At 71.0% G+C, this 19,656-nt stretch carries 20 protein-coding genes; 10 read left to right on the top strand and 10 right to left on the bottom strand.

What is annotated here, in order from left to right:
* The 5 genes from ACFUJ1_RS09815 to ACFUJ1_RS09795 form a co-directional block, all read right to left on the bottom strand.
* The gene (locus ACFUJ1_RS09815; RefSeq protein WP_378644397.1) at positions 1–1,323 is read right to left on the bottom strand and encodes a sulfate adenylyltransferase subunit 1; all 1,323 of its coding nucleotides are present in this window, start codon (positions 1,321–1,323) and stop codon (positions 1–3) included.
* Positions 1,323–2,273 carry a sulfate adenylyltransferase subunit CysD gene (gene cysD, locus ACFUJ1_RS09810; protein ID WP_378644395.1) on the bottom strand — a complete coding sequence of 317 codons (951 nt, stop codon included), beginning with the start codon at positions 2,271–2,273 and terminating at the stop codon, positions 1,323–1,325. Before cysD ends, ACFUJ1_RS09815 begins: the two co-directional genes overlap by 1 nt.
* Entirely contained in the window at positions 2,252–2,968 is a 717-nt protein-coding gene (locus ACFUJ1_RS09805) for a phosphoadenylyl-sulfate reductase (protein ID WP_378644394.1), read from the bottom strand. Before ACFUJ1_RS09805 ends, cysD begins: the two co-directional genes overlap by 22 nt.
* 34 nt (positions 2,969–3,002) lie before the next feature.
* Complete coding sequence (locus tag ACFUJ1_RS09800) at positions 3,003–4,823, bottom strand: nitrite/sulfite reductase (protein WP_378644392.1); 1,821 nt, start codon at positions 4,821–4,823, stop codon at positions 3,003–3,005.
* Between the two features lie 141 nt (positions 4,824–4,964).
* Positions 4,965–5,057 carry an Ms4527A family Cys-rich leader peptide gene (locus ACFUJ1_RS09795; RefSeq protein WP_378616759.1) on the bottom strand — a complete coding sequence of 31 codons (93 nt, stop codon included), beginning with the start codon at positions 5,055–5,057 and terminating at the stop codon, positions 4,965–4,967.
* A gap of 157 nt (positions 5,058–5,214) precedes the next feature.
* On the opposite strand from ACFUJ1_RS09795, the gene hemW reads away from it, so the two are divergent.
* On the top strand, positions 5,215–6,414 hold the full coding sequence (hemW, locus tag ACFUJ1_RS09790; RefSeq protein WP_378644390.1) for a radical SAM family heme chaperone HemW: 1,200 nt from the start codon (positions 5,215–5,217) through the stop codon (positions 6,412–6,414).
* A 110-nt stretch (positions 6,415–6,524) separates the two neighbouring features.
* Here hemW and ACFUJ1_RS09785 read toward each other — a convergent pair whose 3' ends face one another.
* From ACFUJ1_RS09785 to ACFUJ1_RS09770, 4 genes are read right to left on the bottom strand one after another with little or no spacing between them, the layout of a single operon-like run.
* A complete protein-coding gene (locus ACFUJ1_RS09785) occupies positions 6,525–7,289 on the bottom strand; it encodes an ESX secretion-associated protein EspG (RefSeq protein ID WP_378644389.1) in 765 nt (254 codons plus the stop codon).
* A gap of 13 nt (positions 7,290–7,302) precedes the next feature.
* A complete protein-coding gene (locus ACFUJ1_RS09780; RefSeq protein ID WP_378644387.1) occupies positions 7,303–8,523 on the bottom strand; it encodes a hypothetical protein in 1,221 nt (406 codons plus the stop codon).
* Positions 8,520–8,996 (bottom strand): hypothetical protein, encoded by a 477-nt coding sequence (locus ACFUJ1_RS09775; protein WP_378644386.1) that lies wholly within the window; start codon positions 8,994–8,996, stop codon positions 8,520–8,522. Before ACFUJ1_RS09775 ends, ACFUJ1_RS09780 begins: the two co-directional genes overlap by 4 nt.
* 15 nt (positions 8,997–9,011) lie before the next feature.
* Complete coding sequence (locus ACFUJ1_RS09770) at positions 9,012–9,566, bottom strand: DUF3558 domain-containing protein (RefSeq protein ID WP_378644385.1); 555 nt, start codon at positions 9,564–9,566, stop codon at positions 9,012–9,014.
* 184 nt (positions 9,567–9,750) lie between these two features.
* On the opposite strand from ACFUJ1_RS09770, the gene hrcA reads away from it, so the two are divergent.
* The 3 genes from hrcA to ACFUJ1_RS09755 all read left to right on the top strand — a co-directional run bounded on the left by hrcA (position 9,751) and on the right by ACFUJ1_RS09755 (position 12,840).
* On the top strand, positions 9,751–10,782 hold the full coding sequence (gene hrcA / locus ACFUJ1_RS09765; protein WP_233016571.1) for a heat-inducible transcriptional repressor HrcA: 1,032 nt from the start codon (positions 9,751–9,753) through the stop codon (positions 10,780–10,782).
* A 163-nt stretch (positions 10,783–10,945) separates the two neighbouring features.
* Positions 10,946–12,097: a molecular chaperone DnaJ gene (gene dnaJ / locus ACFUJ1_RS09760; protein WP_378644384.1), complete on the top strand. Its 1,152-nt coding sequence runs from the start codon at positions 10,946–10,948 to the stop codon at positions 12,095–12,097.
* A 2-nt stretch (positions 12,098–12,099) separates the two neighbouring features.
* A complete protein-coding gene (locus tag ACFUJ1_RS09755) occupies positions 12,100–12,840 on the top strand; it encodes a 16S rRNA (uracil(1498)-N(3))-methyltransferase (protein WP_378644383.1) in 741 nt (246 codons plus the stop codon).
* A gap of 116 nt (positions 12,841–12,956) precedes the next feature.
* Here the strand turns inward: ACFUJ1_RS09755 and ACFUJ1_RS09750 are convergent, their stop codons facing one another.
* Positions 12,957–14,165, bottom strand: coding sequence for an MFS transporter (locus tag ACFUJ1_RS09750; RefSeq protein ID WP_378644381.1), 1,209 nt, complete (start codon positions 14,163–14,165; stop codon positions 12,957–12,959).
* An 89-nt stretch (positions 14,166–14,254) separates the two neighbouring features.
* On the opposite strand from ACFUJ1_RS09750, the gene ACFUJ1_RS09745 reads away from it, so the two are divergent.
* From ACFUJ1_RS09745 to era, 6 genes are all read left to right on the top strand, one after another.
* Positions 14,255–15,190, top strand: a complete 936-nt coding sequence (locus ACFUJ1_RS09745; protein ID WP_378644380.1) for a LysR family transcriptional regulator — start codon at positions 14,255–14,257, stop codon at positions 15,188–15,190.
* Between the two features lie 175 nt (positions 15,191–15,365).
* Entirely contained in the window at positions 15,366–16,391 is a 1,026-nt protein-coding gene (locus ACFUJ1_RS09740) for a PhoH family protein (RefSeq protein WP_233016576.1), read from the top strand.
* A 22-nt stretch (positions 16,392–16,413) separates the two neighbouring features.
* Complete coding sequence (gene ybeY / locus ACFUJ1_RS09735; RefSeq protein WP_378644377.1) at positions 16,414–16,968, top strand: rRNA maturation RNase YbeY; 555 nt, start codon at positions 16,414–16,416, stop codon at positions 16,966–16,968.
* A complete protein-coding gene (locus ACFUJ1_RS09730; RefSeq protein ID WP_378644375.1) occupies positions 16,965–18,395 on the top strand; it encodes a hemolysin family protein in 1,431 nt (476 codons plus the stop codon). Before ybeY ends, ACFUJ1_RS09730 begins: the two co-directional genes overlap by 4 nt.
* Positions 18,392–18,748, top strand: coding sequence for a cytidine deaminase (locus ACFUJ1_RS09725; RefSeq protein WP_378644374.1), 357 nt, complete (start codon positions 18,392–18,394; stop codon positions 18,746–18,748). The genes ACFUJ1_RS09730 and ACFUJ1_RS09725 overlap by 4 nt, the downstream gene beginning before the upstream one ends.
* A complete protein-coding gene (era, locus tag ACFUJ1_RS09720; protein ID WP_378644372.1) occupies positions 18,741–19,640 on the top strand; it encodes a GTPase Era in 900 nt (299 codons plus the stop codon). The genes ACFUJ1_RS09725 and era overlap by 8 nt, the downstream gene beginning before the upstream one ends.
* Positions 19,641–19,656: the final 16 nt, after the last annotated feature.

The raw sequence follows: 19,656 nt of genomic DNA, 5'->3' as shown, positions 1-19,656 counted from the left end.
TCAGATCCCGGCACCGACCTCGACCGCGGTGAGCACGTCGCCGACCAGCCCGGCCGCGAGCGTGTTCCCGTTGGCCGGGTCGATGAGCAGGAAGCTGCCGGTGTGCCGGTTCGCCCGGTAGTCGTCGGCCGGGATCGGCTCGGCGACCCGGATCGAGATCCGGCCGATGTCGTTGAGCGCCAGCGTCTCCGGCGACGGGTCGGCGGCCAGCCGCTGCTCGTCGAAGCGCTCGACCAGCGCGCCGACGATGGCCTGCGTGGTCTTGGTGCCGTGCTTGAGCAGCAGCCGGGCGCCGGGCCGCAGCGGCTTGTCGCCGAGCCAGCAGACCGTCGCCTCGAAGTCGTCGATCGGCTCCGGCGCGTCCGCGGCCGCGGCGATGATGTCGCCACGCGAGACGTCGACGTCGTCGCTGAGGATCAGCGTGACGCTGCGGCCGGTCTGCGCCACCGCCAGTTCGCCCGCGGGCGTGTCGATCCGCTCCACCGTGGTGCGCACCCCGGAGGGAAGCACGACGATCTCGTCGCCCGGCGCCACCGAACCGGCGGCGATCTGCCCCGCGTAGCCGCGGTAGTCCGGGTACTCGGCGGTGCGCGGCCGGATCACGTACTGCACCGGGAAGCGCAGCCCGAGCGAGTGCGCGCCGGTGCTGTCCGCGTCCACCGGCACCGACTCCAGGTGCTCGATCAGCGAGGGGCCGTCGTAGTACGGGGTATTCGCCGAGCGGGTGGCGATATTGTCGCCGCGCAGCGCGGAGACCGGGATCTCCAGCACGTCCTCCGGCGCCCAGCCCAGCGCGCCGGTGAGTTCGTTGAACTCGGCGGAGATCCGCTCGAACACCTCGGCGGCGTCGTCCACCAGGTCGATCTTGTTCACCGCGAGCACCAGCTTGGGCACGCCGAGCAGCGCGAGCACCGCCGCGTGCCTCCTGGTCTGCTCGATCACGCCTTTGCGCGCGTCGGTCAGCAGGATCACCAGCTGGGCGGTGGAGGCCCCGGAGACCGTGTTGCGGGTGTACTGCACGTGCCCCGGGGTGTCGGCGAGCACGAACGAGCGCTTCGGCGTGGCGAAGTAGCGGTACGCCACGTCGATCGTGATGCCCTGCTCGCGCTCCGCGCGCAACCCGTCGACCAGCAGCGACAGATCCGGCGTCGCCAGCCCGCGATCCACCGAGGCGCGGGTGACGGCGTCGATCTGATCGGCCAGCACCGACTTGGTGTCGTACAGCAACCGCCCGACCAGCGTGGACTTGCCGTCGTCCACCGAGCCCGCGGTCGCCAGCCGGAGCAGCTGAGCCGGCGGCTCGCTCGGCACCGTGTCGGCCATCAGAAGTAACCCTCTCGCTTGCGGTCTTCCATCGCGGCCTCGGAGACCCGGTCGTCGCCGCGGGTGGCGCCGCGCTCGGTCAGCCGCGAGGCGGCGACCTCGGCCAGGATGGCCTCGTTGGTCGCGGCCTCGGAGAGCACCGCGCCGGTGGAGGAGCCGTCACCGACCGTGCGATACCGTACCGACCTGGTCTCCAGCACCTCGCCGTCGCGCGGGCCGCCCCAGACGCCCGGCGTCATCCACATGCCGTCGCGCTGGAACACCGGCCGCTCGTGCGTGTAGTAGATGCTCGCGAGATCGACATCCTCGCGCGCGATGTATCGCCAGATGTCGAGTTCGGTCCAGTTGCTCAGCGGGAACACCCGGACGTGCTCGCCTGGCGCGTGCCTGCCGTTGTACAGATTCCACAGCTCGGGGCGCTGCCGCTTCGGGTCCCACTGGCCGAAGGCGTTGCGCAGCGAGAAGATCCGCTCCTTGGCGCGCGAGCGCTCCTCGTCCCTTCGCCCGCCGCCGAAGACCGCGTCGAAGCGGTTCGCGGTGATGGCGTCGAGCAGCGGGACCGTCTGCAGCGGGTTGCGGATGCCGTCCGGGCGCTCGGCGAGCCTGCCGTCGGCGAGGTACTCCTCGACGCTCGCCACGTGCAGCCGCAGCCCGTGCCGCTCGACGATCCGGTCCCGGAATTCCAGCACCTCGGGCAGGTTGTGCCCGGTGTCGACGTGCAGCAGCGCGAACGGAAGCGGCGCGGGCCAGAAGGCCTTGAGCGCCAGGTGCAGCAGGACGGTCGAGTCCTTGCCGCCGGAGAAGAGGATCACCGGCCGCTCGAACTCGCCCGCGACCTCGCGGAAGATGTGGATCGCCTCCGACTCCAGCGCGTCGAGGGTGTCGAAATCGCTGAGCCCGAGGGAACGCTCGGTGCGAATGGTGTCGGTCATGAGGCGTGCAACCCGCATTCGGTCTTGGCGGAGCCGGCCCAGCGGCCGCTCCGCGGATCGGAACCCGGCTCCGGCTTCCGCGTGCACGGAGCGCAGCCGATGGACGGATATCCCTCCTCGACCAGGGGATTCACCAGAATCCCATGCGTCTCGATGTAGTCCTGCATCTCGTCGTCGGACCAGGCCGCGATCGGGTTGATCTTCACCAGCCCGAAGCCCTCGTCGTAGGAGACCAGCGGGGCGTTGGCCCGGGTCGGCGCCTCCACCCGGCGGATGCCGGTGGCCCAGGCGTTGTAGCCGCTCAGCGAGCGCTGCAGCGGCACCACCTTGCGCAGCCGGCAGCACTCGGCGGCGTCCCTGGCGAACAGGTCGCGCCCGAGCAGCGCGTCCTGCTCGGCGACGCTCTGCTCCGGGCGCACGTTCACCACGTTCACCCCGTACACGGCCTCGACCGCGTCCCTGGTGCCGATGGTCTCGGCGAAGTGGTAGCCGGTGTCGAGGAAGAGCACGTCCACCCCGGACCGCACCTGCGCGGCCAGGTGCACCAGCACCCCGTCCTGCATGTTCGAGGCGACGATGTAGCCGGTGCCGAAGGTCTCGTCGGTCCAGCGCAGCAGATCGAGCGCCGACCCGCCGTCCAGCTCGGCGGCGCCGCGCTCGGCGATCGCCCGCAGCTCCTTCTCGGCGAGTTTCCCGGTCAGTCCCGTTGTCATCGCTGATCTCCCCTCAGCAGTGCCGCCCGCCCCGTCATCGGAGGTCGGCTTCGTCGGCGCGGACGGCCCACTGGGCGAACCGTTCGCCTTCGGTGCGGTTCTTCACGAAGCTGCGCACCACCCGGTCGACGTAGTCGCCGAGTTCACCGGTGGTCACCTTGTGCTGGCGCAGCTTGCGGCCGAACGCGCTGTCCAGCCCGAGGCTGCCGCCGAGGTGCACCTGGAAGCCCTCGACCTGGTTGCCCGCGCCGTCGTCCACCAGCTGGCCCTTGAAGCCGATATCGGCGATCTGGGAGCGGGCGCACGAGTTCGGGCAGCCGTTGATGTTGATCGTGATCGGCACGTCCAGCCCGGCGTTCAGGTCGGCGAGCCGCTGCTCCAGCTCCGGCACCAGCGCCTGTGAGCGCTTGCGGGTCTCGGCGAAGGAGAGCTTGCAGAATTCGATCCCGCTGCACGCCATCAGGTTCCGCCGCCAGTTCGACGGCCGCGCCTGCAGCCCGAGCGGCTCCAGCTCCGCGATCAGCGCCTCGACCTGGTCGTCCGGCACATCGAGCACGATGAGCTTCTGGTACGGCGTGAACCGGATCCGGTCCGAGCCCGCCTTCTCGGCGGCCGCGGCGACCTTGGTCAGGATGGTGCCGGAGACCCGGCCCGCGATGGGGGAGAAGCCGACGGCGTTGTGGCCGTTGCGCAGCTTCTGCACGCCGACGTGGTCGATCGGCCTGGTCGGCTGCACCGGGGCGGGGCCGTCGATGAGCTTGCGCTTCAGGTACTCGTCCTCGAGCACCTGGCGGAACTTCTCGATACCCCAGTCCTTGATCAGGAACTTCAGCCTGGCCTTGGTGCGCAGCCGCCGGTAGCCGTAGTCCCGGAAGATCGAGACCACGCCCTCCCAGACGTCGGGCACCTCGGCCAGCGGCACCCACACGCCGACCCGCTGCGCCAGCATCGGGTTGGTGGAGAGCCCGCCGCCGACCCAGAGGTCGAGGCCGGGGCCGTGCTCGGGGTGGTTCACCCCGACGAAGGCGACGTCGTTGATCTCGTGCACCACATCCTGCTGGCCGGAGATCGCGGTCTTGAACTTGCGCGGCAGGTTGGAGTACTCCTTCTTGCCGATGTAGCGGCGCACGATCTCGTCGATCGCAGGCGTCGGGTCGATGATCTCGTCCAGCGATTCACCGGCCAGCGGCGAGCCGAGCACGACGCGCGGGCAGTCGCCGCAGGCCTCGGTGGTCTTCAGCCCGACGCCCTCGATCCGCTTCCAGATCTCCGGGACGTTCTCCACCTCGATCCAGTGGTACTGGACGTTCTCCCGGTCCGAGAGGTCGGCGGTGTCCCGGCCGAACTCGGTGGAGATCTCGCCGAGGGTGCGCAGCTGCGCGACGTTCAGCGCGCCCGCGTCGCAGCGGATGCGCATCATGAAGTACTTGGCTTCGAGGATGTCGATGTTCTCGTCGCCGGTCCAGGTGCCGTCGTAACCCTGCTCGCGCTGGGTGTAGAGGCCCCACCAGCGGAACCGGCCGCGCAGGTCGCCCTTGTCGATGCCGTCGAAGCCGGTCTTGCTGTAGATGTTCTCGATCCGCGCCCGCACGTTCAGCGGGTTATCGTCCTTCTTGGCCTGCTCGTTCGGGTTCAGCGGCTCGCGGTAGCCGAGCGCCCACTGGCCCTCGGCCCTGCGGCGGGTCGGCTTGCCGGTGCGGGCGCGCGGCGCGGCGTCGGCGGCGGCCGCCGGGCGCGGGCGGTCCGGGCGGACCCGGCGCTCGGAGGCCGGGCGCTCCGGCCGCTGCCGGGCGGGCGCCGGCTCGGTCGCGGCGGCGGGGTTCTCGCCGGGGCCGGCGTCGGTGCTCGACGTCATGAATCGCTCCTGCTGGAATCTGAATGGCGGGGGCGCGAGAACTGTCACTCGCGCAGGGCGGCGCTCCGCGTCGATCGGACGGAAACCGAAAGGATGAATTCGACGTTCACCGGGGCTGTCGGGAGGCGCGCCGCAGGGGGGTTAAGGTTGACACTCCAGCAGACAACACGCGCTGCAGACGCGCTTGAAGTCGACGTGGCGCCGGGCCACCAATCGAACTCCAGATCCGCACATGCGTCCTATTGTGCCACGTCAGAGCGGTCGTTCCGACGGGCGGGGGATATTTCCCGGAAAAATGCGGAGAATCCCCAGGATCGGCCGGAGCAACTGTGACGCCAGTCATACGCCGACACGCGGGTCGAGCCCGCTCCGGCGCGCTTGCCAGACTGGAGTGGTGAGTACTCCGGTCCGCAGCCCCGATGCCGGCCCCCTCCTCGGTGACTTCGGGGGCGGGCCGTTCGGCATCTACGTGCATGTTCCGTTCTGCGCGACCCGCTGCGGATACTGCGACTTCAACACCTATACCGCGGGCGAACTCGGCACCGCGGCCTCGCCGGCCTCGTGGCTGGCGGCCCTGCGCGGCGAGCTCGCCGCCGCGGCGTCCGCCTTCGACGCCCTGCCGTCGGCGACCCCCGAGGTGGCGACGGTCTTCGTCGGCGGCGGCACCCCGTCGCTGCTCGGCGGTGACGGCCTGGCCGAGGTGCTGGCCGCCGTCCGGCAGAACTTCACCCTGGCGCCAGGCGCCGAGGTGACCACCGAGTCGAACCCGGAGTCCACCGGCCCCGCCTTCTTCGAGCGGCTGCGCGCCGCCGGCTTCACCCGGATCTCGCTCGGCATGCAGTCGGCGGCAGCGCACGTGCTCGCCGTGCTGGACCGCACGCACACCCCCGGCCGCGCCGTCGCCGCCGCGCTGGAGGCGCGCGCCGCCGGCTTCGACCACGTCAACCTGGACCTGATCTACGGCACGCCGGGCGAGACCGACGCCGACCTGGACGCCAGCCTGGACGCGGTGCTCGCCGCCGAGGTCGACCACGTCTCCGCGTACTCGCTGATCGTCGAGGACGGCACCGCCCTCGCCCGCCGGGTGCGCCGCGGCGAACTGCCCACCCCCGACGAGGACGTGCTCGCCGCCCGCTACGAGCGCATCGACGCCAGGCTGCGCGGCGCCGGGCTGGAGTGGTACGAGGTCTCCAACTGGGCCCGCGGCGACGCCGCCCGCTGCAGGCACAACCTCGGCTACTGGGACGGCGGCGACTGGCTTGGCGCCGGGCCGGGCGCGCACAGCCATCTCGGCGGGGTGCGCTGGTGGAACGTCAAGCACCCCGCGCGCTACGCCGACCGGGTCGCCGCCGGTGGGCTGCCCGCCGCCGGGTGGGAGGCGCTGAGCGCCGCGGAGCGGCACACCGAGCGCGTGATGCTGGCCGTGCGGCTACGGACCGGTCTACCGCTCGCCGATCTCGACGCGCACGGGCGGGCCGCGTTGCCCGGGGTGGTGGCGGGTGGGCTGGCCGAGCTGCGCGGGGAGCGGTTGGTGCTCACCGATCGCGGGCGGCTGCTCGCGGACGGGGTCGTGCGGGACCTGCTGGTCTGACCTCGCTCCGGTTCGGCCCCTTCGGCTCCTACCGTCGCGGCTGTACCAGCCCGAGCGGAAGGAGGGCCGCAGCAGCGCACCTGTCCGCGATCGGCTATGACTCGGCCTGGTCAATGCTCTTCGCGGAGCCGCTGGTCGGCCCGGTCGATCCACGCGGTGAAGCCGGCGATCAGGTCGGCGGTGGTGGTGGGCCGCACGCTCACGTGTGCTCCGCGCCGCTCGGTGTAGCGCCCGTCGCCGGTGATGTCGTGCCACTGCAGGGCGGCCAGCGGCGGGTCGAGCCGGGTGATCGGGCCGACCAGCAGCACCGCGCTGCCACCCCCATCGGCGGGCCGTCCGACCAGCCGCCGATAGCGGTCGCGTGGCGAGTTGCGCCCGCTGTCCTCCAGGTAGCTGTCCCTGGTCTGGCGCAGATCGTCGGGGTGAAAGGTCTCGGGACCCGCACTGCCCGCCGGGCACCCCGGAATCGCCGCCACCAACCTCGCGGGCAGATCCTCGGCCCGGCTCATCCGCAACCGAATCGACCCGTGCTCGGAATCGGTCCCGTACTGCACCGCGGTCACCGACCGAAAAGCCGTGCGCGCCCCGATGATCCGATACTGCCGAACATCATCCGGCCCGGTGCTCTGCCGATGCCTGCTGCTACCACCCAGAATCTCGATCCGGAGCACCGCATCGGCCAACGTGCCGAGCGCCGCACCGATCTCGTCCCGCTCGTCCGCCCCGTACCGCCCGAACACCGCCGACCGGTGCGCGGCGAACTCGTCCCGCAACCGGAACCGGCTGGTGTACCGCAGCGGGCTCGGAAATCGGTCGCGGGCGTCGTCGTACCAGAGTGCCGCGAAATCATCCGTGGCCCAGCTCCACTCGGTCATGTGTCCGAGCGGTTCACCGCGGGGGTTCCGTCCGGTCGCCGCCGATCACCCCACCCGCCACCGTGCGCGGAATCTCGCCGAGCAACTCGTCGGTGTTCTCCTGATTGACCAGATAATCCGGCCGCTGGTGCTCGGAATCGTCCGCACCACGCCCACGCCCCGCACCTCCGCCGAACATGCCCGGGTAGCCGGTGCCCGATCGCGTGCCCTGCGCCTGCGCCGCGGCCGCCGCGGCGGCCGGAGCCACTGTGCTCCCCGGCCCACCGGGAATGCTGCGCCCCGGCCCCGGCTGGTTCGTGGTACTCGGCGACCCCGGCGAACTCGTCGGTGTACCGCTCGGCGTGTAGCCCGGCGTACTGCTCGGCGTCGTGCTCGTCGGCACCGTGCTCACGGGAACCGTACGGCTCGGATCGCTCGTCGTCCGCGGAGCCGAATCATTCGCCGTCGACTGCTGATTCGTGCTGTTCGGCGTGGTCGACGCCGACGTGGTCTCGGCCCCGTCCGGCTGCTCGGTGTTCTCCGACTGCTCCTCGGTACCTTCCGGCGTGCCCTCGCCGTTCTCCTCGGACTTCTCCGCATCCTCGGCGCTCGGCGTACCCGTACCCGGCACCCCGCTGCCCACCGGCTCGGCGGCACCGGGCGAGTCCCCGGTGCCGTCGGCCGGGACGTACCCGCCCGGCGGCGGCGCCGCGATATCCGGCGAGACCGTAGGGCTGATCGGCGTGGGCAGCACCGGAATCTGCCCATCCACCTGCCCGAACGGCTCCACATACCGCTGCCGCATCTCGGTGCGCGCCACCTGCGTCGCCTCCGACTGCTCCCGCTGCAGATCCCACCGGTGCGGCGGCCACGCCCACGACGTCCAGCTCACCTCCACCGGATCCGGGATCGCGTTCTTCGTGTCCACGATCGCCGTCGCCGCATCCCGCACCCGGGTGTACATCTCCGCGAGCGCCGGACTCAACTGCTGCGCATCCGCCGCGTACCGCGCGATCGACGCCTTCGCCTCCTCGGCCGCCGGCCCGGACCAGGACTGCGAGATGGAGTTCTGAATAGAACGCGCGAAAGTAGCCAGTCCCTGCTCCCACAGCTGGTGCACCTCCCAGTACTTCTGCGCCTGCTCCACCGCCTCCGTCGTATCCAGCGGATCGAACGCGTTCTTGATATCGGGGTGCTCCCAGCTGTCCGTCTGCTCCCCGCCGCCCGGAATCCGCGGCTGCTCGTACCCGTTCATCGCGCGCTCCCGTCCGGAAGCAGGTACGGGCCCAGTTCGGGCTGTACCGGTGGTCGCTCCTCGAGTTCGGTGCTGAGTCGCTGGAACTCGGCGGCGAATTCCGCGTCGGTATCCATCATGCGTTGCCGAACTATCCGATGAACCTCTTGGATGTCTTCGACGATCTTGTAGTGCTGCTCCATGATCTCGTACACGCTGTTGCCGTCACCGGCCTCGTTGGCCTTGGCTTTGAATCGGTCGACCACGGTGCGCGCCGAAATCATCGGATCGTTGTTCTCGCCGAGTCCCCAATGCGGCTGTCGCGCAATTTGATCGGCGATTGCCTGGATGTCCTGAATGGCCGCCTTGAAATGTTCGCAGTCGCGTTCGACATGGATGAAGTCCTCCGCGCTCATCGCGATCGACATGTGTCCGTCTTGTGCGGCACTCAGAGTGTTGCTCAGCGGCCGTGACGTTCCGTTGTTGTCGCTCATGTGCCCTCGGTCAGGTCAGGCACCGGTCGGAATAACCGGTGCGATCTTCGCCACCAAAGCTTTAGCCAACTCGCAGGTGTCCAGGTTTCCCGTGTTCTTGCGCGACGGCGGATTGCTCAGATTCACCTCGAGGCTGCCGCCCTTCAGTGCGAGATTGACCGTGCAGGCTGCTTCGGGATGGGCATCGACCTGGCGCGTGGATATTGCCTGCCGACCGCCGATGTCCAGCTCACGAGCATCCGTGAACTTCTTGCCACGGACGAGGTCGACGGTGATGTTCGTGGTCTGGATCGTTGCGGCGTACCCGTCCGGCTGCGTCCAGGCGCAGCCGGACCAGATGACTCCACCGGACGCGCTGTTGTCATCCGTACGCTTGTTTCGAAGTCGCTCGGACTCGAGCACATCGGCCGGGATGTCGTCACACGGTCGGAACCCTGTGGGCACGGTCTGCGCCAATGCACTCGAGGTTGCGCTCGCGGCCGAACTGGGCGGCTGCTCGCCACCCGACGAATCACATCCCGCGACAGCGAAAACGGTGAGAGCGGCGAGCGCCGCGGTGCCGAATCTCACGAGTCCCCCTCGAAGCCGACGTCCCCCTGGTCTGGCCAGTGACGCTACCGGCGCACCCGGACCCGGGCAAGGCGCCTGTGGACAACTCCCGTCAACCCGGGCGATCCATCCACAGCCCCGGTCCGGAACCGCGGATATCGGAGGTCGGGCACCTAGACTGGAGGGGCAAGCGAGGAGGTGGGCCGTGTCGAGTACCGAGGATCGTCGTTTCGAAGTTCTGCGGGCGATCGTTGCCGACTACGTCGCGACCAAGGAGCCGATCGGGTCGAAGACGCTGGTCGAGCGGCACAACCTGGGCGTATCCAGTGCCACGGTGCGCAATGACATGGCGGTGCTGGAGGCGGAGGGGTACATCGCGCAGCCGCACACCAGCTCGGGGCGGATTCCGACGGACAAGGGGTATCGGCAGTTCGTGGATCGGATCGCCGAGGTGAAGCCGCTCTCGTCGGCGGAGCGGCGGGCGATTCTGGAGTTCCTGGAGTCCGGGGTCGATCTGGACGACGTGCTGCGGCGTGGGGTGCGGCTGCTCGCGCAGCTGACCAGGCAGGTCGCGGTGGTGCAGTACCCGACGGTGTCCGCGTCGACGGTGCGGCACATCGAGGTGGTCGCGCTGAATCCGGCGCGGTTGCTGCTGGTGCTGATCACCGATACCGGGCGGGTCGATCAGCGGATCGTCGAGCTCGGTGCGCTGGTGGACGACGAGGACCTGGCGGCGCTGCGCGCGCTGCTCGGCGGCGCGATGGACGGCAAGCGCCTTGCCACCGCCTCGGCGGCGGTCGCGGCGCTGCCGGAGAACGCGCCGGGGAAGCTGCGGGATGTACTGATCCGGGTGTCGACGGTGCTGGTGGAGACGCTGGTGGAGCACCCGGAGGAGCGGCTGGTGCTCGGCGGAACGGCGAACCTGACCCGCAATGCAGGCGACTTCGGGCTGCCGGGTTCGCTGCGCACGGTGCTGGAGGCGCTGGAGGAACAGGTGGTGGTGCTCAAGCTGCTCGCGGCCGCGCAGCAGCCGGGCACGATCACGGTCCGGATCGGCGAGGAGACGCAGGTCGAGGAGATGCGCGGGACGTCGGTCGTGACCACGGGGTACGGTTCGGCAGGTGCGGTTCTCGGTGGCATGGGGGTGCTCGGCCCGACGCGCATGGATTACCCGGGCACGATCGCCTCGGTGGCGGCGGTAGCCCGGTATATCGGCGAAGTGCTGGGCGGACGCTGAGGTCCGTTCGGGCTTTCGGGGGACTCCGCTGCCGGGCCGCGCGCCCGAGCGGATAAAGTTGAGTGCATCCGACTAAGGCCGGTGTCGGGGCCGGCCCCGCGGCGTGTGTGCCGCGCGGACCGGCCGGTACCGGGAAACGGCGACCAAGGACTAGAGAAGCGAAGTGGCACGGGACTACTACGGACTGCTCGGCGTCGCGAAGAACGCGACCGATCAGGAGATCAAGCGCGCCTACCGCAAGCTGGCGCGGGAGCTCCACCCGGACGTCAACCCCGACGAGGCGGCGCAGGCGAAGTTCCGGGAAGTGTCGACCGCCTACGAGGTGCTGGCCGACCCGGAGAAGCGTCGCATCGTCGACCTGGGCGGTGATCCGCTGGAGAACGGCGGTGGAGCGGGCGGCTTCTCCGGCGCAGGCTTCGGCGGCCTGGGTGACGTCTTCGAGGCCTTCTTCGGCGGGATGAACTCCGGCGGGGGGCAGCGCAAGCCGCGCGGCCGGGTGCAGCCCGGCGCCGACTCGCTGCTGCGCACCCGGCTGAGCCTGGCGGAGTGTGCGGTCGGCGTGACCAAGCACCTGACGGTCGACACCGCGATCCTCTGCGACCTCTGCCACGGCAAGGGCACCAACGGCGACTCCAAGCCGGTGCGCTGCGAGACCTGTGGCGGCGCGGGCGAGGTGCAGTCGGTGCAGCGGTCGTTCCTCGGCCAGGTGCTCACCTCGCGGCCCTGCCCCACCTGCCGCGGTGCGGGCGAGACCATTCCGGACCCGTGCAACAAGTGCGGTGGCGACGGCCGGATTCGCGCCCGCAGGGAGATCGCCGCGCCGATCCCGGCCGGGGTGGCGAACGGGATGCGGGTGCGGCTGGCCGCGCAGGGCGAGGTCGGTCCGGGCGGCGGGCACGCGGGCGATCTGTACGTCGAGGTGGTCGAGCAGCCGCACGATGTGTTCGTCCGCGACGGCGACGACCTGCACTGCACCATCCGGGTGCCGATGGTGGACGCCGCGCTCGGCACCACCGTGGTGATCGACACCATCCTGGACGGGCCGACCGAGCTGACCATCCCGCCGGGCACCCAGCCCGGTGAGATCTCGGTGCTGCGCGGGCACGGCATGCCGAAGCTGCGGTCGGGGGCGCGCGGGGATCTGCTCGCGCACCTGGAGATCGTGGTGCCGTCGAAGCTGGACAGCAAGCAGAACGACCTGCTGCGCAAGTACAAGGGGCTGCGCGAACGCGACCGGGCTGAGGTGGTCTCGGCGCAATCCGAGCACAACAGCGGGCTCTTCGCCCGGCTGCGGGCGTCGTTCAGCGGTCGCTGAGCGTGGCCGCGACGGTCTTCTACCTGGACGACATTCCGCAGCCCGGCGGGGTCGCGGTGCTGGACGGGCCGGAGGGCAGGCATGCCGCCACCGTGCGGCGCATCCGGGTGGGGGAGCCGATCACGCTCTCCGACGGGCGCGGGGTGGTCGCGGAGTCCGAGGTGGTAGCGGCGCAGAAGGACCGGCTGGAGCTCGCGGTGCTGGATCGGCGGGTCGCCGTGCCCGCCGCGCCGCCGGTGACGGTGGTGCAGGCGCTGCCCAAGTCGGATCGGTCCGAGCTCGCGGTCGAGCTCATGACCGAGGCCGGGGCCGATGTGATCGTGCCCTGGCAGGCGGCGCGCTGTATCGCCAACTGGGAGGGTAAGGCCGCGAAGGGCGTCGAGAAGTGGCGGGCGGCGGCGCGGGCAGCGGCGCGACAGTCGCGGCGGGTCTACATTCCCGAGGTCACCGAGCTCCGGCGGACCCGGGAGGTAGCGGAGCTGGTGCGCGCGACCGTCGCGGACGGGGGAGTGGTGGCGGCGCTGCACGAGTCCGGGGCGGGGCGGTTCGCCGCGCTGCCGTTCGGAACGGCGTCGCGGGTGGTACTGATCGTCGGCCCCGAGGGTGGGCTGGACGATGCCGAGATCGCGACTTTCACCGAGGCGGGGGCGACCGCCGCGCTACTCGGCCCGACCGTGCTGCGCACCTCGACCGCAGCCGCCGTCGCCCTCGGCGCGCTCGGTGCCCTCACTCCGCGCTGGTAGAACAACCGTGCCGCGCTTCATGACCGCACACGAGTGCCGGTAAGCACACTCGGGGGTCGCACCTCGCTCCGGCAGGACGCCTCGTCCAGCCCCGCGAGCGCGGCACTCGATTCCGCCTACCGCCCCGCCCCGACCAATTCGACCTCCACCCCCGACGCCACCCGCTCACCCCGGACCACGACAACCACCGCACCCCCGGCCAGCACCAGCAGCACCCCGACCCCGGCGACCAACCCGGCCCACCCGAACCTCGCGAACACCAGCCCGGACAACCCGCCGAGCACCGCACTCCCCAGGTAGTAGCAGAACAGGTACAGCGACGAGGCCGCCGCGCGGTTCCCGCCAACCGCCGCCACCCCCACCCAGGCGCTCGCGACGGCGTGCGCACCGAAGAAACCAGCCGTGAACAGCAAGATCCCGACCAGGAGCAGCGGCAGCCGATCGGGCAGCGACAGCGCGGCCCCCACCGCGGCGAGCACGACCGACCCCGCCAGCACCGGCCCGCGCCCGAAACGATCGGCGAGCCGCCCGGCGGTCGTCGAGGCGACGGTCCCCGCCAGGTACAGCACGAACACCAGCCCGGCCACGCTCGCGGGCAGCCCGAACGGCTCGGCGAGCAGCCGGAACCCCAGATAGTTGTAGACCGAAACGAACCCGCCCATCAGCACGAAGGCCAGCGCGAACAGCGCCAGCAGCTGCGGCCGACGGCACTGGGCGGGCAGCGCACCCCACCCCCGGGAGGTCGACGGCCGGAACCCGCGCGAAGCGGGCAGCACCCGCACGAACCACACCGTGCACAGCGCCCCGACCACCGCGATCACCGCCTGCGCCCAGCGCCACGAGGTGTGGTCGAGTGCGAAGGCCGGGATCAGCCGGCCGGTCAGCCCACCCAGCGTCGTACCGGAGACGTAGACACCCATGGCGGCGCCCAACCGGCCCGCGTCGACCTCCTCCGCCAGGTAGGCCATGGCCACCGCTGGCACCCCGGCCAGTGTGATGCCCTGCACCGCGCGGGCGGCCAGCAGCACGTCCAGCGTCGGCGCCAGCGGGAGCAGCAGCCCGATGCCCGCGGAGACCGCGGCGGACCACACCATCACCCTGGTCCGCCCGAACCGCCCGGAGAGCGCGCTCACCGGGATGATCGCCAGCGCCAGGAAACCGGTGGTGAGCGAGACCGCGAGCGCCGCCTGCGCGGGCGCGACGCCGAACGCCGCCGCGAGGCTCGGCAGCAGCGCCTGTGCGCTGTACATCGAGGCGAAGGTGGTCAGCCCCGCCGCGAAGAGCGCGGTGACGATCCGCCGCTCCCGTCCGCTCGATCCGCTCATATCGTCAGCCTGCGCCGAACCCGATCGGTGAAGGAAATGCATAATCAAGGACAAGTTGATACGAAACAGGCATTAGTAGAGGTGGCGGCATGCTCGGTGACGACCTGACGTGGTTCATCACACTCGCCGAACTCGAGCACGTCGGCGCCACCGCCGACCGGCTGCACGTCGCGCAACCCACGCTCTCCCGGATGCTGGCCCGGCTGGAGCGCAGGCTCGGCGTGCGGCTCTTCGACCGCACGGGCAAACGGCTCCGGCTGAACGAGTTCGGCCGGGCCTACTACGAGCACGCCCGCCGCGCTCGCATCGAGTTGGACGCGGGCGCCAGGGCCGTCGCCGACCTCGCCGACCCGGCCGAGGGCACCGTGCGGCTCGCCTTCCTGCACTCCTTCGGCAGCTGGCTGGTACCCCAGCTGGTCGGCGATTTCCGCAGGCAGGCCGGGCGGGTCGCGGTCTCGCTGCACCAGGACGCGGCGGGCACCATCACCCGCATGGTGCTCGACGGCGACGCCGACCTCGCCGTGGTCTCGCCGCGCCCGGCCGAACCGGGGCTCGGCTGGTCCGGGCTGCTGCGCCAGCCGCTGGTGCTCGCGGTCCCCGCCGGGCACCGGCTGGCCGGGAAGCGCCAGACGAAGCTCGCCGACCTGGCCGGCGAGGAGGTCATCGCCATGCGCCACGGCTACGGCATGCGCAGGCTGCTGGACGAACTCGCCGCGGCGGCCGGGCTGCACCCGCGCATCGCCTTCGAATCGAGCGATCTGGTGACGGTCACCGGGCTGGTGGCCGCCGGGCTCGGCGTGGCGCTGGTGCCGCTGGAGGACCCGCCGCCGGGCGCCACCCCGAGCCCGGCGGTAGCCAAGGTTCCGCTGGCCGATCCGGGCGCCGTCCGCGAGGTCGGGCTGGTGTGGGCAGCGGACCGGCCGATGCCGGAGGCGGCGCGCCGGTTCCGCGCCGTGATCGAGGGCTGGGCGGCGCATCGTTCGCCGGGGGCATATTCCCTGTCGGCTGTCGGTACCGGGCGGTAAACTGCGAGTCGGGAAGGGGCCGGTATCCGCGAGCGGCAGCCCCGCCCCACCCCGGTTCCCCCGAGATCGAAAGAGGCTGCGGCGACTTTTGCGAACACCAGACGAATTCGGCAACACTTCCGGAGCCCGGGCCTACCCCGGCGCATCCGGCGACGACGACAATGCCGCTCCGGCCATGAAGAGCGTGCGCTCCAGCCTCGAACTGGCCCCCGAATCGGTGTTCCCGCTCCTCGGATCGGCGGATGAGAATCTGCGCGAGCTGGAGCGCCTGCTCGAGGCGGACATCCACGTCAGGGGCAGCTCGGTGACGCTCACCGGCCGCCCGGCCGAGGTGGCGCTGGCCGAGCGGATCATCGGCGAGCTGGTCTCGCTCACCGGCAAGAACAAGGGCATCACGCCGGACACCGTGCGGCACACGGTCTCCATGCTCACCGAGGGCAGCGAGGAGTCCCCGGCCGAGGTGCTCAGCCTGGACATCCTGTCCCGGCGCGGCAAGACCATCCGGCCCAAGACGCTGAACCAGAAGCGCTACGTCGACGCCATCGACAACAACACCGTGGTCTTCGGCATCGGCCCGGCCGGTACCGGCAAGACCTACCTGGCCATGGCCAAGGCGGTGCAGGCGCTGCAGACCAAGCAGGTCAGCCGGATCATCCTCACCCGGCCCGCGGTGGAGGCGGGCGAGCGGCTCGGCTTCCTGCCCGGCACGCTGAACGAGAAGATCGATCCGTACCTGCGGCCGCTCTACGACGCGCTGCACGACATGATGGATCCGGAGGCGATCCCCAAGCTCATGGCGGCAGGCGTGATCGAGGTCGCGCCGCTCGCGTACATGCGCGGGCGCACGCTGAACGACTCCTTCATCGTGCTGGACGAGGCGCAGAACACCACGGCCGAGCAGATGAAGATGTTCCTGACCAGGCTCGGCTTCGGCTCGAAGATCGTGGTGACGGGTGACGTCACCCAGGTCGACCTGCCCGGCGGGGCACGCTCCGGGCTGCGCGCGGCCAGCGAGATCCTCACCGACATCGACGACATCCACTTCGCCCAGCTCACCAGCAGCGATGTGGTGCGGCACCGGCTGGTGTCGGAGATCGTCGACGCCTACGACCGCTTCGAGTCGGAGGTGCGTCCGCCGGTGCCGCACTACCCGGGCAACCGGGCGGAGCGCCGAGCCGCCAGCCGGGGCGACCGCCGCTGATCCGATTGCCTACCCTGTGCAGGTGAGCATCGAGATCGCCAACGAGTCGGGGTTCGACGTCCCCGAAGAGGATCTGGTGGGCGTCGCGCGCTTCGCCATCGCGCGCATGGACGTCCACCCGGCCGCCGAGTTGTCGATGGTGCTCGTGGATCTGGACACCATGGCGGATCTGCACGTGCGCTGGATGGACCTGCCCGGCCCCACCGACGTGATGTCCTTCCCGATGGACGAGCTGGAGCCGGGCGGGCGCCCGGACAGCCCGGAGCCCGGCCCGTCCATGCTCGGCGACATCGTGCTCTGCCCGGAGTTCGCCGCCGGGCAGGCCAGCAAGGCCGGGCACTCGCTGCAGCACGAGCTGGCGCTGCTCACCGTGCACGGCGTGCTGCACCTGCTCGGCTACGACCACGCCGAGCCGGACGAGGAGAAAGAGATGTTCGCCCTGCAGGCCCGGCTGCTCGAGGAGTGGTACGAGAGCCTGCGCGAGGCGCGGTACCGCGCCGAGCTGGCCGAACGGGACACCAGGCTGCTCGGCAAGACCGGCTTCACCACACCGGGCGAGACACCGGGGCAGACGTGAGCTCCGCGACGCTGATCGTGCTCGCGGTGCTGCTCGTGCCCGCGGGCGGGCTCTTCGCCGGGCTGGACGCCGCGCTCAACACCGTCTCCAGGGCGCGGCTGGACGACATGGTCCGCGCCGAGCGCGCCGGGGCCGCCCGGCTGCTCCGGATCATGGACGACCGTCCGCGCTACGTGAACCTCATGGTGCTGCTCCGGGTGCTCTGCGAGATCACCGCGACGGTGCTGCTCGCGGCCGCGCTGCTGGACGTCTGGGCGGACGGCTGGGCGCTGCTCGGCACCGCGGTGGTGATGGTGCTGGTCGACTACGTGGTGATCGGCGTCGGGCCGCGCACCCTCGGCCGCCAGCACGCCTACTCCATCGCGCTGGCCGCGGCGCTGCCGCTGCAGCTGATCGGCGTGCTGCTCGGCCCGGTGAGCAGGCTGCTCATCCTGATCGGCAACGCGATCACCCCTGGCCGTGGCTTCCGGAACGGCCCGTTCGCCTCCGAGATCGAGCTGCGCGAGGTGGTCGAGATGGCCGGTGAGCGCGGCGTGGTCGCCGACGAGGAGCGCCGGATGATCCAGTCGGTCTTCGAGCTGGGCGACACCGCGGCCCGCGCGGTCATGGTGCCGCGCACCGAGATGATCTGGATCGAGGCGGACAAGACCGCCGCCCAGGCCATGTCGCTCGCGGTGCGCAGCGGGCACTCCCGGATGCCGGTGATCGGCGAGAACGTGGACGACATCCTCGGCGTCGTCTACCTCAAGGACCTGGTGCCCTACGCCGAGCGCAGCCGTAAGGTGCGGGTCGGCGAGGTGATGCGCCCCGCCGTCTTCATGCCGGACTCCAAGCCCCTGGACAGCCTGCTCGACGAGATGCAGCGCAGGCGCAACCACATGGCGCTGCTGGTGGACGAGTACGGCGGCATCGCCGGGCTGGTCACCATCGAGGACGTGCTCGAGGAGATCGTCGGCGAGATCGCCGACGAGTACGACATCGGCGAGACGCCGCCGATCGAGGACCTCGGCGACGGCCGCTACCGGGTCTCGGCGCGGCTGCCGGTGCAGGATCTGGCCGAGCTGTTCGGCGTGCAGATCGCCGACGAGGAGGTCGACACGGTCGGCGGGCTGCTCGCGCACGAGCTGGGCCGGGTGCCGCTGCCCGGCTCGAAGGTGACCGCGCACGGGCTGGTGCTGCGCGGCGAGGGGGGCCCGGACGCCCGCGGCCGGATGCGGGTGCAGACCGTGGTGGTGCGCCGGGACAAGGCCGCTGGCGACGACGAGCGCGGCGAGACCCCGCGCGAGGGCGAGCGCGGGCGCAAGGATCGGGGCGCCGACAAGGGTGGCCGCCGGAAGGACCGCGGCGAGTCCGCGGCGGCGGAGGCAGCGCAGAACGGATCGAGCCGCACGACGACGGCCGACCGCGACCAGGAGGGATCCGAATGACCGAGCTCGATGCCGAGGACACCAAACTGCTCACGCTCGCGCGCGGGGCGATGGGCCGGACCGGGGGCGCGGCAGGCGCCGCCGTCAGGGACACCGACGGCCGCACCTACGCCGCGGGCGAGGTGGGGCTGCAGGAGCTGCGGCTGACCGCGCTGCAGGCCGCCATCGCGGCCGCGATCTCCAGCGGCGCCGAAGGCTTCGAGGCCGCCGTCGTGGTCGGCGGCCAGTTCAAGGATGCCGGGGTGCCCGCGGTCCGGGAGGTCTCGGCGAGCGCGCGGATCGTCTTCGCCGACCGCTCCGGCTCGGTCTTCGACATCGTCGACGACGCCGCGGCCGAGGTGTCCGGTGGCTGAATTCCACTCCGGCTTCGTCTGTTTCATCGGCCGCCCGAACACCGGGAAGTCGACGTTGACGAACGCGCTCGTCGGGCAGAAGATCGCGATCACCTCGTCCCGCCCGCAGACCACCCGGCACACCATCCGCGGCATCGTGCACCGCGAGCACGCGCAGCTCATCCTGGTCGACACCCCCGGGCTGCACCGCCCGCGCACGCTGCTCGGCGCGCGCCTCAACGACCTCGTGCGCGACACCTACTCCGAGGTCGACGTGATCGCGCTGTGCATCCCGGCGGACGAGAAGATCGGGCCGGGCGACCGCTGGATCGTGCAGCAGATCCGGCAGATGGCGCCGAAGACCACGGTCATCGGCGTGGTCACCAAGATCGACAAGGTGAGCCGCGACGAGGTGGCCGCGCAGCTGCTCGCCGTCTCGAAGCTGCTCGGCCCCGACGCCGAGCTGGTCCCGGTCTCCGCGGTGCGCGGCGAGCAGGTCGAGGTGCTGGTCGACGTGATCGCCTCGCTGATGCCGGAGGGCCCCGCCTTCTACCCGGACGGCGCGCTCACCGACGAGCCGGAGGAGACCCTGATGGCCGAGCTCATCCGGGAGGCCGCGCTGGAGGGCGTCCGGGAGGAGCTGCCGCACTCGCTGGCCGTGGTCATCGAGGAGGTCGTGCCGCGCGAGGACCGGGACGACCTGCTCGACGTGCACGCCCTGCTCTACGTCGAGCGGCCGAGCCAGAAGGCCATCATCATCGGCAAGGGGGGTTCCCGGCTCAAGCAGGTCGGGACCAGCGCCCGCAAGCAGATCGAACTCATCCTCGGCACCCGGATCTACCTGGACCTGCACGTCAAGGTCGCCAAGGACTGGCAGCGCGATCCGAAGCAGCTGCGCCGCCTCGGATTCTGACCGGGGGGCCGTTTTC

Source organism: Nocardia sp. NPDC057227 (assembly GCF_042669725.1).
In the GTDB taxonomy this organism is placed as follows: domain Bacteria; phylum Actinomycetota; class Actinomycetes; order Mycobacteriales; family Mycobacteriaceae; genus Nocardia; species Nocardia asteroides_A.
The sequence above is the reverse complement of the archived record's forward strand: the minus strand, read 5'-3'. Positions and strand labels throughout refer to the sequence as shown.